General features: G+C 61.2%; 15 protein-coding genes. 11 read left to right on the forward strand and 4 right to left on the reverse strand.

Annotated features, from left to right (window positions below; all coding sequences use genetic code 11):
* Window positions 1–23 precede the first annotated feature (23 nt).
* From GT753_RS00300 to ppnP, 3 genes are all read left to right on the forward strand, one after another.
* Window positions 24–953: a DUF1177 domain-containing protein gene (locus GT753_RS00300; RefSeq protein ID WP_004940468.1), complete on the forward strand. Its 930-nt coding sequence runs from the start codon at window positions 24–26 to the stop codon at window positions 951–953.
* A gap of 4 nt (window positions 954–957) precedes the next feature.
* The gene (locus GT753_RS00305) at window positions 958–1635 is read left to right on the forward strand and encodes an AroM family protein (protein WP_160125142.1); all 678 of its coding nucleotides are present in this window, start codon (window positions 958–960) and stop codon (window positions 1633–1635) included.
* A 211-nt stretch (window positions 1636–1846) separates the two neighbouring features.
* Window positions 1847–2137 (forward strand): pyrimidine/purine nucleoside phosphorylase, encoded by a 291-nt coding sequence (ppnP, locus tag GT753_RS00310; protein ID WP_004940463.1) that lies wholly within the window; start codon window positions 1847–1849, stop codon window positions 2135–2137.
* Window positions 2138–2202: 65 nt separating this feature from the next.
* On the opposite strand, the gene rdgC is transcribed toward ppnP, so the two are convergent.
* On the reverse strand, window positions 2203–3114 hold the full coding sequence (rdgC, locus tag GT753_RS00315; protein ID WP_004940461.1) for a recombination-associated protein RdgC: 912 nt from the start codon (window positions 3112–3114) through the stop codon (window positions 2203–2205).
* A 217-nt stretch (window positions 3115–3331) separates the two neighbouring features.
* Between rdgC and mak the strand changes: the two genes are divergently transcribed.
* The 3 genes from mak to GT753_RS00330 all read left to right on the forward strand — a co-directional run bounded on the left by mak (window position 3332) and on the right by GT753_RS00330 (window position 4965).
* Complete coding sequence (mak, locus tag GT753_RS00320) at window positions 3332–4246, forward strand: fructokinase (protein WP_160125461.1); 915 nt, start codon at window positions 3332–3334, stop codon at window positions 4244–4246.
* Between the two features lie 102 nt (window positions 4247–4348).
* Window positions 4349–4582 (forward strand): type II toxin-antitoxin system Phd/YefM family antitoxin, encoded by a 234-nt coding sequence (locus GT753_RS00325; RefSeq protein WP_004940455.1) that lies wholly within the window; start codon window positions 4349–4351, stop codon window positions 4580–4582.
* Window positions 4579–4965, forward strand: a complete 387-nt coding sequence (locus tag GT753_RS00330) for a type II toxin-antitoxin system VapC family toxin (RefSeq protein ID WP_015376820.1) — start codon at window positions 4579–4581, stop codon at window positions 4963–4965. Before GT753_RS00325 ends, GT753_RS00330 begins: the two co-directional genes overlap by 4 nt.
* Here GT753_RS00330 and licT read toward each other — a convergent pair.
* From licT to sbcD, 3 genes are all read right to left on the reverse strand, one after another.
* Window positions 4962–5810, reverse strand: coding sequence for a BglG family transcription antiterminator LicT (licT, locus tag GT753_RS00335; protein WP_015376821.1), 849 nt, complete (start codon window positions 5808–5810; stop codon window positions 4962–4964). The two genes, GT753_RS00330 and licT, sit on opposite strands and share 4 nt — an antisense overlap.
* Window positions 5811–6041: 231 nt before the next feature.
* On the reverse strand, window positions 6042–9293 hold the full coding sequence (gene sbcC / locus GT753_RS00340; RefSeq protein ID WP_160125143.1) for an exonuclease subunit SbcC: 3252 nt from the start codon (window positions 9291–9293) through the stop codon (window positions 6042–6044).
* Window positions 9290–10522 (reverse strand): exonuclease subunit SbcD, encoded by a 1233-nt coding sequence (sbcD, locus tag GT753_RS00345; protein WP_021504691.1) that lies wholly within the window; start codon window positions 10520–10522, stop codon window positions 9290–9292. The genes sbcC and sbcD overlap by 4 nt, the downstream gene beginning before the upstream one ends.
* Before the next feature lie 215 nt (window positions 10523–10737).
* On the opposite strand from sbcD, the gene phoB reads away from it, so the two are divergent.
* The 5 genes from phoB to proY all read left to right on the forward strand — a co-directional run bounded on the left by phoB (window position 10738) and on the right by proY (window position 17027).
* On the forward strand, window positions 10738–11427 hold the full coding sequence (gene phoB, locus GT753_RS00350) for a phosphate response regulator transcription factor PhoB (RefSeq protein ID WP_004940438.1): 690 nt from the start codon (window positions 10738–10740) through the stop codon (window positions 11425–11427).
* A gap of 24 nt (window positions 11428–11451) precedes the next feature.
* Window positions 11452–12768, forward strand: coding sequence for a phosphate regulon sensor histidine kinase PhoR (gene phoR / locus GT753_RS00355; protein WP_004940434.1), 1317 nt, complete (start codon window positions 11452–11454; stop codon window positions 12766–12768).
* Window positions 12769–12782: 14 nt separating this feature from the next.
* Window positions 12783–13745, forward strand: coding sequence for a PstS family phosphate ABC transporter substrate-binding protein (locus GT753_RS00360; protein ID WP_004940432.1), 963 nt, complete (start codon window positions 12783–12785; stop codon window positions 13743–13745).
* Between the two features lie 485 nt (window positions 13746–14230).
* Entirely contained in the window at window positions 14231–15547 is a 1317-nt protein-coding gene (brnQ, locus tag GT753_RS00365; protein ID WP_160125144.1) for a branched-chain amino acid transport system II carrier protein, read from the forward strand.
* 73 nt (window positions 15548–15620) lie between these two features.
* The gene (gene proY / locus GT753_RS00370) at window positions 15621–17027 is read left to right on the forward strand and encodes a proline-specific permease ProY (RefSeq protein WP_004940425.1); all 1407 of its coding nucleotides are present in this window, start codon (window positions 15621–15623) and stop codon (window positions 17025–17027) included.
* The last annotated feature ends 10 nt before the right edge of the window (window positions 17028–17037 follow it).

Raw genomic sequence — 17037 nt, forward strand, 5'->3', positions numbered from 1 at the left:
GACATTGGTGAGGTAAAACGACCATGAGTTTGCAACAAACGCTGCAGGTTTTTGAATTGATTGATAGCGCATTCGTCAGCGGCCAAGACGTCGTCGACCTGTTTGCGTCTTACCCGGCGATCCGGGCCAGCACCTTGCGCGCCGAGGGGCCGAAGGGCGGCACCGATTTCGTGCGTATCGAGATCCCCGGCAGTGCAGGAAAATTCGGCGGTGGTGCGGCGCCGACGCTGGGCATTATCGGCCGCCTGGGCGGCATTGGCGCGCGGCCGACGCGAATCGGGCTGGTGTCCGACGGCGACGGCGCGATCGCCGCCATTGCCGCCGCGCTGAAGTTGGCGGAGATGCAGCGCAAGGGCGACATGCTGCCGGGCGATGTGATCGTCACCACCCATATTTGCCCGAACGCGCCGACCCGGCCGCACGATCCGGTTGATTTTATGGATTCACCGATCGATGACGTGACGATGAACGATAACGAAGTGGTGCCGGAGGCTGACGCCATCCTGTCGATCGACACCACCAAAGGCAACCGCATCATCAATCATAAAGGCTATGCGCTGTCGCCGACGGTGAAAGAGGGGTACATCCTGCGGGTGGCGGAAGATCTGCTGCGCATCATGGAGATGACCAGCGGCCGGCCGGCGGTGACTTTCCCGATCACCACGCAGGACATCACCCCTTACGGCAACGGTGTACATCACCTCAACAGCATCTTGCAGCCCTCGACCGCTACCGCAGCGCCGGTGGTCGGCGTGGCGATCTGCAGCGAATCAGTGGTGCCGGGCTGCGGTACCGGAGCCAGCCACGAAACGGACATCGCGTTGGCGGTCAAATTCGCGGTGGAAGTCGCCAAAGAATTCGGCCGCGGTACCTGCCGGTTCTATGATGCCGCCGAATACGACCGGCTGCTGGCGCTGTACGGCAGTCTGAGCCACCTGCAAAAAAGGAGATAGACCCATGACGGCTTCATTCGCCACGCTGACCATCGGTCAGGCGCCGCGCAGCGATATCATGCCGCTGCTGTCTGCTTATCTGCCGGCGGAGCGAGTGAGGCACGTCGGTTTGCTGGACGGCCTGGATATCGGGCAGATCGCCGAGCGTTATGCGCCGCAACAGGGCGACAAGCTGCTGGTGTCGCGTCTTTTGGACGGTACGCAGGTGACGCTCGGCGCCGCTCGCGTCGAAAGCGGGTTGCAGGAGAAGATCCGCGAACTGGAAGCGACGGGATGCGAGGTGATTCTGTTGCTATGCACCGGCGAATTCGGTCGATTGCAGGCGGAACGGGTGCTGTTGCTGGAACCGGATCGCATTATCCCGCCGTTGATCTCCGCGATCGTCGGCACACACCGTGTCGGCATCGTGGTGCCGGTGGCTGAACAGGTTGGGGAGCAGGCGCGCAAATGGCGGCAGCTGGCGGCGCCGCCGATCTATGCCGTCGCCAGCCCCTATCTGGCGGATGACGCAGCGCTGGAGCAGGCGGCTTGCACCCTGCTGTGGCAGGGGGCGGAGGTGGTGGTGCTCGATTGTATCGGTTATCACCAGCGTCACCGCGCTTTTCTGCAGGCGCGTCTGTCGGTACCGGTGCTGCTGTCGAACGTACTGGTCGCCAAGCTGGCCGCAGAGTTAATCGACTGATTCAAATAGCCATAAATCTGCGCTCGACGCGACCACGGGCGTTTTGCGCCCGTGAGGCGCCCCGGGCTTCAGCAGCCCTGACTGTCGGCGAGAGGGCCTGTAGCGTTTTACTCTGCGCCGCGATCGCATTTCGCGCGAAAAACCAGTGACAGATCAACCGCAATCCCCCAATATGGATTTTCCATCAAGATGATTACGCGGGTGCCAGTCTATGCTGAAAGTGAATGAGTATTTTGCCGGAAAAGTGAAGTCTATCGGTTTTGACAGTAGCAGCATCGGTCTTACCAGCGTGGGTGTGATGGAAGAGGGCGAATACACCTTCTCCACCGCGCAGCCGGAAGAAATGACGGTGATCACCGGGGCGCTGAAAGTGCTGCTGCCGGGAGCGCCGGACTGGCAAGTGTTTACGCCGGGCGAGAAGTTCTTCGTGCCGGGGCACAGCGAGTTCAACCTGCAGGTGGCCGACGCCACCGCCTATCTGTGCCGCTACCTGAGCAAATAAACGTTGCTCGTTAGGGGAACGCAGGGCTCAGCGAAGGCTGGGCCCTGGTCGTTTCTGCGGCGGGATTAACGCTGGGCTTCGCCGCCGAGCGCTTCGATGGTGTTTTTGATCAACGCCGCCAGCTCGCTGGTCATCAGGATAAAGTCGGCGTCAAAGCGCTGGGCGAAGTCGTCGCGATCGATATCGTCGTTCTGCTCGCGCAGCGTATCGGCGAACTTCAGGCGCTTGAGCGAACCGTCGTCCGACAGCATCAGCTGGATGCGCTCCTGCCAATCCACCGCCAGCTTGGTCACCAGCTTGCCGGCTTCGATGTGCACCGCGATTTCGTCGCTGATCAGATTCTGTTTCTTGCAGCGGATCACGCCGCCTTCTTCCAGAATCGCTTTCAATTCCGCTTCATCCTGAATGGCGAAGCCGGCCGGCATCTCGCCGGAACGCACCCATTCGGTCAGCGTCAGTTCGATCGGGCTTTCCATGGTCAGCGGCACCACCGGCAGCGAGCCGAGGCTTTTACGCAGCAGCGCCAGCGTGTCTTCGGCGCGTTTAGCGCTGGCGGCGTCGACCATGATCAGATCGTTGACGGTGTCTATCCACATGAAGGTCTGGTTGAAGCGGCTGAACGCGCGCGGCAGCAGGCTGTGCAGCACTTCATCCTTCAGCGCGTCTTTCTCGGTTTTCTTCAGTTTGCGGTGTTGCTCCGCCTCCAGGCGCTCAATCTTGGCCTGCAGCTCTTGCTTGATCACCGGCGACGGCAGGATTTTCTCTTCCTTGCGCGCGCAGATGACGATCTGGCCGTTGACCGCGTGCGTCAGCGCATCGCTGTGCGAGCCCATCGGGGAAACCCAGCCGGTCTTCGCCATGTCCTGGCTGCCGCACGGCGTGAAGGCGAACGCGCTGAGTTGTTTTTCCATTTCATCCGCGTTTAACGCCACTTCGCGGCTCAAACGGTAAACCATCAAATTCTTAAACCACAGCATAATGTTATCCCTGGCTGGGCGTGCGTTCGGCACGCTGATTCGTCAAAAGCAGGGCGGCATGATAACGAATTGACGCTGAAAAATCGCCCCATTCTCTCCGAATTGCGTCGCTTTGCGCATCGGGAAAGGACGGGACGGAGAATGGGAAACAGGTGATTCATTCGCGCGCTTACATTAGGCTGTGACAACGCTGCGCGGCATCGAGGAGAAAAAATACGTGCGCATTGGCATCGACTTGGGTGGAACGAAAATTGAAGTGATCGCGTTGGCGAATGACGGGCGGGAGCTGTTTCGCCATCGCATCGCCACGCCGCGCCATGACTACCGGCAAACCCTGGCGGCGATCGCCGGGCTGGTGAAACTGGCGGAGGATCATACCGGCGAACGAGGATCGGTCGGGATCGGCATTCCCGGCACGCTGTCGCCGTTTACCGGGCGAGTAAAGAACGCCAACTCGGTGTGGCTCAACGGCCAGCCTCTGGATAAGGATCTGTCGGCGCTGCTGGCGCGCGAGGTGCGCATCGCCAACGACGCCAACTGCCTGGCGGTGTCGGAAGCCACCGATGGCGCCGGCGCCGGCGCGAAAACCGTGTTTGCGGTCATCATCGGCACCGGCTGCGGCGCCGGCGTGGCGCTGAACGGCCAGGCGCATGCCGGCGGCAACGGCATCGCCGGCGAATGGGGCCACAATCCGCTGCCGTGGCAGGATGACGATGAGCTGCGCTACGCCCGCGACGTGCCGTGCTACTGCGGCAAGCCGGGTTGCATCGAAACCTTTGTTTCCGGCACCGGTTTCGCCACCGACTATGCGCGCCTGAGCGGCAATGCGCTGCAAGGGCATGAGATCATGGCGCTGAGCGAGCGGGGCGAGGCGCTGGCGGCACAAGCGATTGAACGTTACGAAATGCGATTGGCGAAATCGCTGGCGCACGTGATCAACATGCTGGATCCGGACGTGGTAGTGCTCGGCGGCGGCATGAGCAACGTGGATCGTCTGTATCGCACGGTGCCGCAACTGGTGAAAGGCTGGGTGTTCGGCGGCGAGTGTGAAACGCCGATCCGCAAGGCGGTTCACGGCGATTCCAGCGGCGTGCGCGGTGCGGCCTGGCTGTGGCCGCAACAGCAGCGCTAAGCGTTGCAACAAAGCGCGAGGCTGCTCGCGCTTTAAACCCTTCACTGTACAAAAACTGGACGGCGATTTATGCTTTAGCTAACTTAGCTAAGGAGGACGCGTATGCCGATTCAGGCCAATATGCACGAAGCCAAATCCAATCTGAGCCAACTGGCGGACAGAGCCGCGGAGGGAGAAACCGTGATTATTGCAAAAGCAGGGAAGCCGTACGTACAGCTGGTCGCCATCAAGGGGGAAGCGCGCCGCCCTGGCGCCGCCAAGGGCAGGTTCACCGTGCCGGCGGATTTCAACGCCGGGGATGCGGCCATTGCGGCGCTGTTTGAGGGCGATGAATGAAGCGCCTGCTGCTGGATACCCACGCGTTGCTGTGGTGGCTGATCGATGACGCCTGCCTGGGCGCGAACGCCAAAAGGCAGATCGCCGATCCGGGCAATGCGGTGTACGTCAGCGCGGCCAGCATTTGGGAGATCTCGATTAAGCAGGCGCTGGGCAAGCTGGCGCTGCCGGAAGACATCTTTGCGATCATCGAGGCCGAAGATTTTCTGTCGCTGCCGATGGACGCCTTTCATTGCCAACAGGCCGGGCAGCTGCCGCCCCATCATCAGGATCCTTTCGATCGCATGCTGATCGCGCAGGCGCAGGCCGAGGGGCTGACGCTGATTTCCGCCGACGCGGTGTTTCCGCAGTACGGCGTGCGGGTGGCGGACGCCCGCCGTTAAACCGGCTTTTCCTCGCTTTCGCTGCGCACCCGTTCGATATGAATGGTCAGGAACATCATCTCTTCCGTGGTGAGCTGGTGTTGATAGTGCTTTTCGATGTGGCGGTTGATCTTGCCGGCGCAGGCGAATGACTCGCGGTACTTCTCTTTCACCACCTGATACAGCGAGTCGTCGTCGCTGTCGACGTAGTTTTTCCCCAGCAGGCGCTGGGCGAAAAATTTCAAGTGGGTGACGAACCGGTGGTAGCTCAGGGATTCCTCGTTGTAATCAAAGCGGAAATGGTATTTGACCAGGTTGAGGATCTCTTGCATCACGCGGGTAATGTGCAGCGTGTTGTGCATCTCGTCGTTAAGCTGGGCGTTGACCAGGTGCAGGGCAATAAATCCGGCTTCGTCTTCCGGCAGCGCGGTATCCAGCCGCTGGGCGATCAGAGCCAGCGCCTCCAGCCCGACGGCGAATTCGGCCGGGTAGAGTTTTTTAATCTCCCACAGCAGCGCATTTTTGATATCCAGCCCTTGCGCATGGCGCTGCAGGGCGAAGTGGATGTGATCGGTCAGCGTGATGTAGACGATGTTATGCAGCTTGCCCGGCAGGCGTTCGCGGGCGAGAGTAATAATCCTGTCGGCAGTGGTGACGCAGGCCAATGGGATCTCGGCGAGCAGCTCTTTATAGCGCTCGGCGATTTCACCGCCGTTATGGGTGAACACCTTTTCGATCAGGCTTTCGTCCAGCGTATCGCCGGGCTTCTTTTTAAAGCCGATTCCTTTTCCCATCACCACCGTCTCTGCCTGACGGTCGTCCAGCGTAATCACCACATTATTATTGAGTATTTTAGCGATTTTCATGGTTTTTCCCGGTGTTTCAGCATCCTGAAAACGAAAAAACCTGACGCCCGGAAGCGATCCCGGGCGTCAGGTTTTGCCTGTATTTTATCTTTCTGTCCTGCGGCCTGAGCGGCGGAGGGGATACAGTAACAATCCTGTTATGCCTGCATAATAACCCGTGCCCGCCGCAGCTCAACGCTTTTCACCGCGGAGTGCCGCCGCGGTCACACTTCTGCGCCGCGCGCGGCGGGATCATTCCAGCCTGAAGTGCGCCTCCAGCCGGCTGACGCCAAGCCCGTTGACCTTTTTCACCTTGATCTGCACCGGAATGCGTTCTTTCATCGCCTCGACGTGGCTGATCACGCCAATGGTTTTGCCGGAGGCGTTCAGACTGTCCAGCGCGTCCAGCGCGGTATCGAGGGTTTCGGCATCCAGCGTGCCGAAACCTTCGTCGAGGAACAGCGAGTCGATGCTGGTTTTATGGCTGACCAGATCGGACAACGCCAGCGCCAGCGCCAGGCTGACCAGGAAACTCTCGCCGCCGGACAGGGTGCGGGTATCGCGCAGCGCATCCGCCTGCCAGGTGTCCACCACCTGCAGCTCCAGCGCGTCGCTGGTCTTGCGCTGCAGCAGATAGCGCCCGTGCAGCCGGCCGAGCTGAAGGTTGGCCAGATACACCAGATGATCGAGCGTCAGCCCCTGAGCGAAGCGGCGGAACTTGTCGCCTTCTTTTGAGCCGATCAGTTGGTTGAGGTAGCTCCAGTCATCGTAGTCTTGCTGGCTGCGGGCGATCTGCTCGAACAGCGCCTGCTGATTGAGACGGCGTTCGGCGTCGCTTGCCAGCTGGTTGCGCAGTTCGCCCTGGCGCAGCTGCAGCGCCTTCAACTGCTGCGCCAGTTCGGCCAGCGATTGGGTGAGCGCGTCGAGATCCGCGTTGGCTTCATCCAGCCCTTCAGGGCGATTCTGCCGATGCTGCTCCTGCGTTTGCGTCGCCTGTGTCAGCAGGGCGGCGGCCTCCACTTGCCGCTGTTGCAGCTGTTCTTTGCGCTGCTGCAATTCGCGGCGCAGGGCGTCGTCCAGCAGCGCGGCGGCGAAGGCGGTTTCATCGGCGAATTCGCTGTCGGCCAGCGCCTGCTGCCACTGCTGCTGCGCCTGCTGCAGCCGCTCCTGCATCTGGGTGTGTTGTTGTTGCAGCCCGGCCTGCTGGCCGGCCAGGCGCTCGCGCAGTTCCTGCGCCTTTTGCCACTGCTCGGCGGCCTGCAAACTGGCCTGTTCACAGGCGGTTTGTTTGGCGCGCAGCTGTTCGCGCACCTCGGCGACCTGCTGTTCGCCGAACAGCGTCAGCCGCTGCGCGCGTCGTTCGGCAAGGGTCTTCTCGCCTTCTTGCCAGCGTTGTTGCAGCTCTTGCTGCTGTTGCAGGCTGTCGGCGTGGGCTTTCTGCAGCAGCGTAAAGCGTTCTTCGAGCAACGCCAGCTGTTGCTGCGTCTGCTGCTGCTGCGTTTGCAGAGCGATGAGCGCATCCTTCGCCTGCTGTACCGCCTGCGCCGCCTGTTCATGCTGCTGCAGCGCCTGTTGCCCGCGCCGTTCTTCGTCGTCGCAGCCACTCAGCCAGGCGCTGAGTTGCTCGCCATCCGCCAGCGTAAAGTCGAACGCCAGCGGCGCGCTGAGCTGCCGCCACTGCTGCTGTTGGCCGGCCAGCTGTTGTTCATCCTGCGCGATGGTTTGCTGCTGACGCTGCAATTGCTGTTGCAGGTTGTCGTAACGGGCTCGCAGCTCGACGCCTTGTTTTTGCAATGCTTCGGTCTGGACTTTCATTTGCTCCAGACGTTGCGCGGTTTCTGACAGTTTTACCTCTTGGTATTGTTCTACCGCCGGGTGCTCGCATGAGCCACACAGCGGGCAGGGGGCGCCGGGTTGCAAACGGGCGCGCTCGGCCTCCAGACCCACGATCCGTTGTTCCAGCGCATAGGTTTTTTCAACATCGGCCTGGTGGGCTTTCTGCTGCTTAAATCGCTGACGGATGAGTTCTAGCTGTGGTTCCAACTGGGTAAGTTCATGTTGACCGCTGTTTAGCTCTTGCCGCTGTTGTTCCAGCCGTTTAACGATTTGCTGCGATAAAGAAGCGAGAGTAAACAGCTGCTGGCGCGTCGGGCGCAGATCCGCCAGGACGCCCAGGCGCTGGCGCAGCGGGGCCAGCGGCGTTTGCGCCTCCAGCGCCTGCTGCTGTTGCTGTTGAGCGGCCAGCGCTTCACTCAGCGCATTCAACTGCTGCTGAAACTGTGCGGTCTGCGTCGTCAGTTGGCTGCGCTGGACGGTGAGCTGTTCGAGCGCGGTCTGCTGCTGGGCGAACTGCTGCGCGGCGGCATCGCCGGCCTGTCGCCGCTCGGCCTGTGTCGACTGCAGTTGGGCTATTTGATGGTCGAGCGGGGCGACCTGCTCGTCGATCAGTTGTTGCTGTTGCCGCATGTGTTCGGCATGCGCTTGCTGCGCCTGGCGGGTTTTCTCCACCGCCTGCTGCAGCGGGGTCAATTGCGCCGACTGCTGTTCCTGCTGTTGCGTCAGCTGGGCTGCCTGCTGTTGTATCGTCTGCAGCTCGGCGCGGCAGCGATCGCGTTCACCGCGCAGCGGCCGCAATTTCTCGGCCGGCTCGCTGAGCGCCAGCCGCTGCAGCTGCGGGGCGGCCTCCGCCTGCTCGCGCTGGGCGCTGTCCAGCCGCAATTGCCCCTCGCTTTGCTGTTGCCGGAGGCGTTGCCATTGTTGCAGCCAGCTCAGCGCCTGTTGCTGGCGCTGGGTTTGTTCGCCGAGAGCGATTTCCTGCGCGCTCAGCGCCGCCAGCTGTTCGGTCAGAGACTGGCGCTGCTCGTCGTTCAGCAGTTCGATGCCGCTGGCGCGTTGGTGCAACGCATCCAGGTCGGTTTTGGCCTGCTTGTGCGACTCGAACACCTGTTCGGACAACCGCCCGTAGATTTCGGTGCCGGTCAGCTCTTCCAGCAGCTCGGCGCGATCGTTGGCGTCGGCGTTGAGGAAGGCGGCGAACTGCCCCTGAGACAGCATCATCGATTTGGTGAAGCGGCCAAAGTCCAGCCCGGTGATGGCGGCGGTAAGCTCCAGCTTGTCGCGCACCTTGTCCGCCAGGATCTTGCCGTCTTCGCGGCGTGCCAGTTCGACCTTCGGCGCCTGCAGATTGCCGTCCGGCGCGTTTTTGGCGCGGCGCTGGCTCCAGAAGGCGCGATAGCCGATGCCCTTGACCTCGAACTCGACCTCCGCCAGCGATTCGGCGGTGTGGCGGGTCATCAGTTCATTCTGGCTTGGCGTGACGTTGAGACGCGGCGTCTGGTGGTACAGCGCCAGGCAAATGGCGTCCAGCAGGGTGGTTTTGCCCGCGCCGGTCGGGCCGGTAATGGCGAACAGACCGTTGCTGGCGAACGGCTCGGCGGTGAAGTCAATTTTCCATTCGCCCTGCAGCGAGTTGAGGTTTTTTAACCGCAGGCTGAGGATTTTCATGGGTTGCTCTCTTCAGGGTTGTGCTGCACCGCCTCGACCACCTGGCGGAACAGTTGGTGCATCCGCCGTTGGCGCGCTTCGGGCATGTCGGCCTCCTGCGCCAGGCGCCGTTCGAACACCTCGTTGACGCTCAGCTCGTTGAGCGTTTCCTTATCCTGCTGCGCGATCGCCTGGCGGCGCTGCTCTTTACTGCGCCGCAGCAGCACCACTTCCACCGGCAGCGCATCCGCCATCAGCTGGATGCGGCGCTGGATATCGCTGAGGTAGTCCTGCGTCGCCACTTCGATATCCAGCCACACCGGCAGCTCGCCGGCATAATCGGCAAATTGCCGCAGCTGCCGTTCGATCTCGGCCAGATCGCCTTTGATCAGTTGCATGGGCTGAAACTGCGGGATCGTTAACGTTTCTACCCGCTGCAAAGCGCCGTCGGCGAAATCCACCAGGAAGACGCTTTTGGCTTTGCCCAGCTCATCGAAGCTCAGCGGGATCGGCGAGCCGCTATAGCGAATATGCTCCGATTTGGCGACGTTCTGCGCGCGGTGAATGTGGCCCAGCGCGATATAGTCGGCGGGGGGGAAGGCCTGCGCCGGGAAGGCGTCGAGGGTGCCGATATAGATGTCGCGCACCGAGTCGGAGGTGGTAACGCCGACGGTGGTCAGGTGGCCGGTGGCGACGATCGGCAGTGGCAGGCCCAACTGGTCGCGGCGCTCGCAGGCCGCCTGATACAGCGTTTGGTAATGTTCGGCGATGGCTTCCTGCAACGCCTGCTGTTTCTGCGCGCCGGATTCGCCGGCGCGGCTGGTGAGCAGATCGCGTGGCCGCAGGAACGGGATGGCGCACAGCACCGCGCCCGGCTGGCCGTCGCGTTGGTTAAGCACCACGATCTGCTGTTCCGGGGCGCCCTGCGCGCTAGCGATCACCGTGGTGTTCAGGCAGGAAAGCAGTTCACGCGATTCGTTCAGCGTCGCGACCGAATCGTGGTTGCCGCCCAGCACCACCAGCTGGCAGCCGGTGCGCTGCAGTTCCACCACGAAGCGGTTGTACAGCTCGCGGGCATAGCTGGGCGGCGAGCCGGTATCGAACAAATCTCCGGCGACGATCAGCGCATCCACCTGCTGCTGATCTACCTGTTCGATCAGCCAGTTCAGAAAAGCCTGGTGCTCGGCGGCGCGGCTTTTGGTGAAAAAGTACTGGCCAAGGTGCCAGTCAGAGGTGTGGATCAGGCGCATGACACTCCCGGATGTAAAGATAATGGCGATGATTATAAAGGCCGCGGCGGCGGCTGTCCCGGCGCAATGATGATGACAACCGGATGATTTTTCGTTACTGCGGGAAATAATCGCTATGCTTACTGCCTATAACAGCCGGTTTTTTTCATAAAAGTGTCACAAAACTGACGCATAATGGCGCCCGAAAAGTCGCTAACACATTGGCAGGATTGACGATGGCAAGACGCATACTGGTGGTGGAAGACGAAGCGCCGATCCGTGAGATGGTGTGCTTTGTGTTGGAACAGAATGGTTACCAACCGTTGGAAGCCGAAGATTATGACAGCGCCGTGACGCGTCTGTCTGAGCCGTTCCCTGATTTGGTGTTGCTTGACTGGATGTTGCCCGGTGGTTCCGGCATTCAGTTTATCAAACATATGAAGCGCGAAGCGCTGACCCGCGATATCCCGGTGATGATGCTGACCGCGCGCGGCGAAGAAGAAGACCGGGTGCGCGGCCTGGAAGTGGGGGCGGATGATTACATCACCAAGCCGTTCTCGCCCAAGGAGCTGGTGGCGCGCATCAAAGCGGTCATGCGCCGCATTTCGCCGATGGCGGTGGAAGAAGTGATTGAAATGCAAGGGTTGAGCCTGGATCCGTCCTCCCACCGCGTAATGGCGAACGATCAGGCGCTGGATATGGGGCCGACCGAGTTCAAGCTACTGCACTTCTTTATGACCCACCCGGAGCGGGTTTATAGCCGCGAGCAGTTGCTTAATCACGTCTGGGGCACTAACGTTTATGTGGAAGACCGTACCGTTGACGTGCATATCCGTCGGCTCCGCAAGGCGTTAGAAACCAGTGGGCATGATAAAATGGTTCAAACCGTTCGGGGCACCGGCTACCGGTTCTCAACGCGCTACTGATCGCGCCGCGCTGGAGAATATGCCGTGTTAGAACGTCTGTCGTGGAAGAGGCTGGCTTTGGAGCTGGCTCTTTTCTGTCTGCCCGCCTTACTGCTGGGGCTGATTTTCGGTTATCTGCCCTGGTTCCTGCTGGCCTCTGCGCTGGCTGCGCTGGTGTGGAATTTCTACAACCAGCTCAAACTCTCCCATTGGCTGTGGATCGACCGCAGCATGACGCCGCCGCCCGGCCGCTGGAGCTGGGAGCCGCTGTTCTATGGCCTGTATCAGATGCAGCAGCGCAACCGCCGCCGCCGGCGCGAGCTGGCGCTGCTGATCAAGCGCTTTCGCAGCGGGGCCGAATCGCTGCCTGACGCGGTGGTGATGACCACCGTCGAAGGCAATATCTTCTGGTGCAACGGGCTGGCGCAGCATCTGCTCGGCTTTCGCTGGCCGGAAGACAACGGCCAGCACATCCTTAACCTGCTGCGTTATCCGGAATTCAGCCACTATCTGCAACAGCAGGAGTTTTCGCGCCCGCTGACGCTGCAGCTGAACAACGAACACTACGTCGAATTCCGCGTGATGCCGTATTCCGAAGGGCAATTGCTGATGGTGGCGCGCGACGTCACCCAGATGCGTCAGTTGGAGGGCGCGCGGCGCAACTTCTTCGCCAACGTCAGCCATGAGCTGCGTACGCCGCTGACGGTGCTGCAGGGCTATCTGGAGATGATGGGCGACGAAGAGCAGGATGGCTCGCTGCGCAGCAAGGCGCTGAGCACCATGCAAGAGCAGACCCGCCGGATGGACGGGCTGGTCAAGCAGTTGCTGACGCTGTCGCGCATCGAGGCGGCGCCCAATGTCGACATGAACGAGCGGGTGGATATTCCGCTGATGCTGCGGGTGTTGCAGCGTGAGGCGCAATCGCTGAGCGGCGGCAATCACGAGATCACCTTCCGGGTGAACGAACAGCTCAACGTGTTCGGCAATGAAGACCAGTTGCGCAGCGCGGTGTCTAACCTGGTGTACAATGCGGTCAACCACACGCCGAAGGGCACCCATATCGAAGTCAGCTGGCAGCAGACGGCGCATGGCGCGCAGTTCCAGGTCAGCGACAACGGGCCTGGCATCGCCGCCGAGCACCTGCCGCGCCTGACCGAGCGTTTCTACCGCGTCGACAAGGCCCGCTCGCGCCAGACCGGCGGCAGCGGGCTGGGGCTGGCGATCGTCAAGCACGCGCTCAGCCATCACGACGCGCGGCTGGAGATCCTCAGCGAACCGGGGATCGGCACCCGCTTTATCTTTACCTTGCCCAATCGGTTGATTGTTCCCGCCGCTTTATCAGAGAATGCGGTGAAAAATTAACGCGAGACACCGGTATGACCCGAATCACCCGAGGGCTGTTGCTTTGCCTGGCGCTGCTGGCAGGACGCGGCGCGCTGGCGCAGCCTGACGGCATGTTGGCGGGCAACCTGTCCAGCGTCGGCTCCGACACGCTGGCGAATCTGATGGCGCTGTGGGCGCAGGATTTCAGCCAGCATTATCCCAACGTCAACCTGCAGATCCAGGCCGCCGGTTCGTCGACCGCGCCGACCGCGTTGGCGGCGGGCGCCGCGCAGCTGGGCCCGATGAGCCGGCCGATGAAGGCGGCCGAGGTTTCGGCGTTCGAACACCGTTACGGCTATGCGCCGCTGGCGGTGCCGGTAGCGGTGGATGCGCTGGTGGTGTTGGTGCATCAGGACAATCCGCTGCGCGGCCTCAACCTGCAGCAGCTCGACCGCATTTTCTCCGCCACCCGGCGCTGCGGCGAAAGCCAGCCGCTGACGCGCTGGGGCGAGCTGGGGCTGCGCGGCGACTGGGCGACGCGCTCGCTGCAACGCTTCGGCCGCAACTCGGCGTCCGGCACCTACGGCTATTTCAAACTGCGCGCGCTGTGCGGCGGCGATTTCATGCCGCGCGTCAATGAGCTGCCCGGTTCGGCCTCGGTGGTGCAGGCGGTGGCCGGTTCGCTCAACGGCATCGGCTACGCCAGCATTGGCTTTCGCGCCAGCGGCGTGCGGCTGCTGCCGCTGGCGGAGTCGGGAGAAGACTATGTCGCGCCTACCGCCGCCAACGTGCGCAACGATCGCTACCCGCTGTCGCGCTATCTGTATATCTACATCAATAAAGCCCCCCATCAACCGCTGGAGCCGCTGACCGCCGCGTTTCTCGATCGCGTGCTGTCGACACCAGGGCAAAGCCTGGTCAATCACGACGGCTATCTGCCACTGCCGCCGGCCGCGCTGCAGAAGACCCGCCAGGCGCTCGGGTTGCCACCGCTCGCGCCGGCCACGGTGCAATAAGCGACAAAAAGCGGCGTAATTTTCGCCTTTTTTCACGGCGAAACGAAGCTTATACCACGCGAAAATCGGGCATTTATTGGCGTTTTCGCGCGGTAAAGTGATATATGCTTCACGTTTCGTGAATTCATTGTTCAAAAATGATACAAATCATGTAGTGTATATTTATTGATAGCCAATATGATCGACTGGTGGCTAAAGTTTATATGGTCGATAGCTCTGCTTTTCGCCGTGCGTCTTGCCTTGAAGCGCTATAAACGTTTACCTTAGCCTTCGTTGTCGGATTAAACCTCCATTTTTATAACTCCTAAAATTTTGCCCATCTTCATGAGCGGCCACTTTCGAATAGGGACATAAACGCCGGATCGACTGCGTTTAGGGTGCTTATTTGGCGCGGCGACGATCGGGCATGCCGGCAACCGGGTGGGGCGTTTCGCCACCACGCTATCGGACAATTTTTTTCATTTGAACAGGCAACACGACATCGTATGAGTCATCGTTTAACGTCAAAAGATATCCTGGCACTGGGCTTTATGACCTTTGCCTTATTCGTTGGGGCCGGGAACATCATCTTCCCGCCGATGGTCGGCTTGCAGTCCGGTGAACACGTTTGGATCGCTGCGCTGGGCTTCCTGATCACCGCCGTGGGCCTGCCGGTCATCACCGTCATCGCGCTGGCGCGCGTCGGCGGCGGCATCGACGCCCTCAGTTCGCCGATCGGCCGCGGCGCCGGCCTGCTGCTGGCGACCGTCTGCTACCTGGCCGTCGGCCCGCTGTTCGCCACGCCGCGTACCGCCACCGTGTCCTTTGAGGTGGGCATCGCCCCGCTGACCGGCGACGGCGCCATGCCGCTGTTCATCTACAGCCTGGTGTATTTCGCGCTGGTGATCGGCATCTCTCTGTATCCGGGCCGCCTGCTCGATACCGTTGGCCATGTGTTGGCGCCGCTGAAGATCGTCGCGCTGGCCGTACTGGGCATCGCCGCGCTGCTGTGGCCTGCCGGCGCGCCGATTCCGGCGACGACGGCTTATCAGAGCGTGCCTTTCTCCTCCGGCTTCGTTAACGGCTATCTGACCATGGATACGCTGGGCGCGCTGGTGTTCGGCATCGTTATCGTCAACGCGGCGCGCTCGCGCGGCGTGAAAGACGCCGGCCTGTTGACCCGTTACACCATTCTGGCCGGTTTGATCGCCGGCGTGGGCCTGACGCTGGTGTACCTGAGCCTGTTCAAGCTGGGTTCCGGCAGCGGCGCGCTGGTGCCTGACGCCACCAACGGCGCGGTGATCCTACACGCTTACGTTCAGAACACCTTCGGCGGCCTGGGCAGCTTCTTCCTGGCGGCGCTGATCTTCATCGCCTGCATGGTGACCGCGGTAGGCCTGACCTGCGCCTGCGCCGAGTTCTTCGCGCAATACCTGCCGTTCTCTTACAAGACGCTGGTGTTTATCCTGGGACTGTTCTCGATGGTGGTGTCCAACCTCGGCCTGAGCCACCTGATCCAGATCTCCATTCCGGTGCTGACCGCGATTTACCCGCCGTGCATCGTGCTGGTGGTGCTGAGCTTCACCCTGCGTTGGTGGCACAGCGCGCCGCGTATCATCGCGCCGGTGATGCTTGTCAGCCTGTTGTTTGGTATCCTTGACGCGGTGAAAGCGTCCAGTTTCCAGCAGCTGCTGCCGGCCTGGACCACTCATCTGCCGCTGGCGGAGCAGGGGTTGGCATGGTTGCCGCCTTCGCTGCTGATGCTGGCGCTGGTCGCGATTTATGATCGGGTGTGCACGCGTTCCCAAGTGACCGCGCACTGATAATCCCCCGGCTTAATCCAGGGCCACGGACATGTCCGTGGCTTTTTTACGTTTAAAACTATGGGTCATCTTCATGCAACAACAGTCACCCACCACCGCCTCCGACAATAAGCTGAAACGCGGCCTCAGTACGCGCCATATTCGCTTTATGGCGCTGGGATCGGCCATCGGCACCGGGTTGTTCTACGGCTCGGCGGACGCCATCAAAATGGCCGGCCCGAGCGTGCTGCTGGCTTACCTGATCGGCGGCATCGTGGCCTTCATCATCATGCGCGCACTGGGGGAGATGTCGGTCAATAACCCGCAGGCCAGCTCATTTTCCCGCTACGCGCAGGACTACCTCGGCCCGATGGCGGGTTACATCACCGGCTGGACTTACTGCTTTGAAATCCTGATTGTCGCCATCGCCGACGTGACCGCCTTCGGCATCTATATGGGCGTCTGGTTCCCGGAAGTGCCGCATTGGATCTGGGTGCTGAGCGTGGTGCTGATCATCGGCGCCATCAACCTGATGAGCGTCAAGGTGTTCGGCGAGCTGGAGTTCTGGTTCTCGTTCTTCAAGGTCGCCACCATCATCATCATGATCGCGGCCGGCATCGGCATCATCATCTGGGGTATCGGCAACGGCGGGCAACCGACCGGCATTCATAACCTGTGGTCGAACGGCGGCTTCTTCAGCAACGGCGTTATCGGCATGATCCTGTCGCTGCAGCTGGTGATGTTCGCTTACGGCGGCATTGAAATCATCGGCATCACCGCCGGCGAAGCCAAGGATCCGAAAAAATCGATTCCTAAAGCCATCAACTCGGTGCCGTGGCGTATTCTGGTGTTCTACGTCGGTACGCTGTTTGTCATCATGTCGATCTACCCGTGGAACCAGGTGGGCACCAACGGCAGCCCGTTCGTGCTGACCTTCCAGCATATGGGCATCACCGTGGCGGCAGGCATCCTCAACTTCGTGGTGATCACCGCTTCGCTGTCGGCGATCAACAGCGACGTGTTCGGCGTCGGTCGCATGCTGCACGGCATGGCCGAACAGGGGCACGCGCCGAAGATGTTCAGCAAGGTGTCGAAACGCGGCATTCCCTGGGTGACGGTAGTGGTGATGATGCTGGCGCTGTTGCTGGCGGTGTACCTCAACTACATCATGCCAGAGAGCGTGTTCCTGGTGATCGCCTCCCTGGCGACCTTCGCCACCGTGTGGGTGTGGATCATGATCCTGTTCTCCCAAATCGCCTTCCGCCGCAGCCTGAGCAAAGAGCAGGTGAAGCAGCTGGCGTTCCCGCTGCGCGGCGGGGTGTTCACCTCGGTGGTGGCGATCGTGTTCCTGGTATTCATCATCGGCCTGATCGGCTATTTCCCGACCACGCGCGTCTCGCTGTACGCCGGCCTGGTCTGGGTGGTGTTGCTGCTGGCGGGGTACTGGTTCAAGGTCAACCGCCAGAAAAAACGCGCGCTGCTGGCGACGCAGCAAGACTAAATGGAAAAAC

It is taken from the genome of Serratia sp. Z4 (assembly GCF_009900725.1).
Taxonomy (GTDB): Bacteria; Pseudomonadota; Gammaproteobacteria; order Enterobacterales; family Enterobacteriaceae; genus Serratia; species Serratia nematodiphila.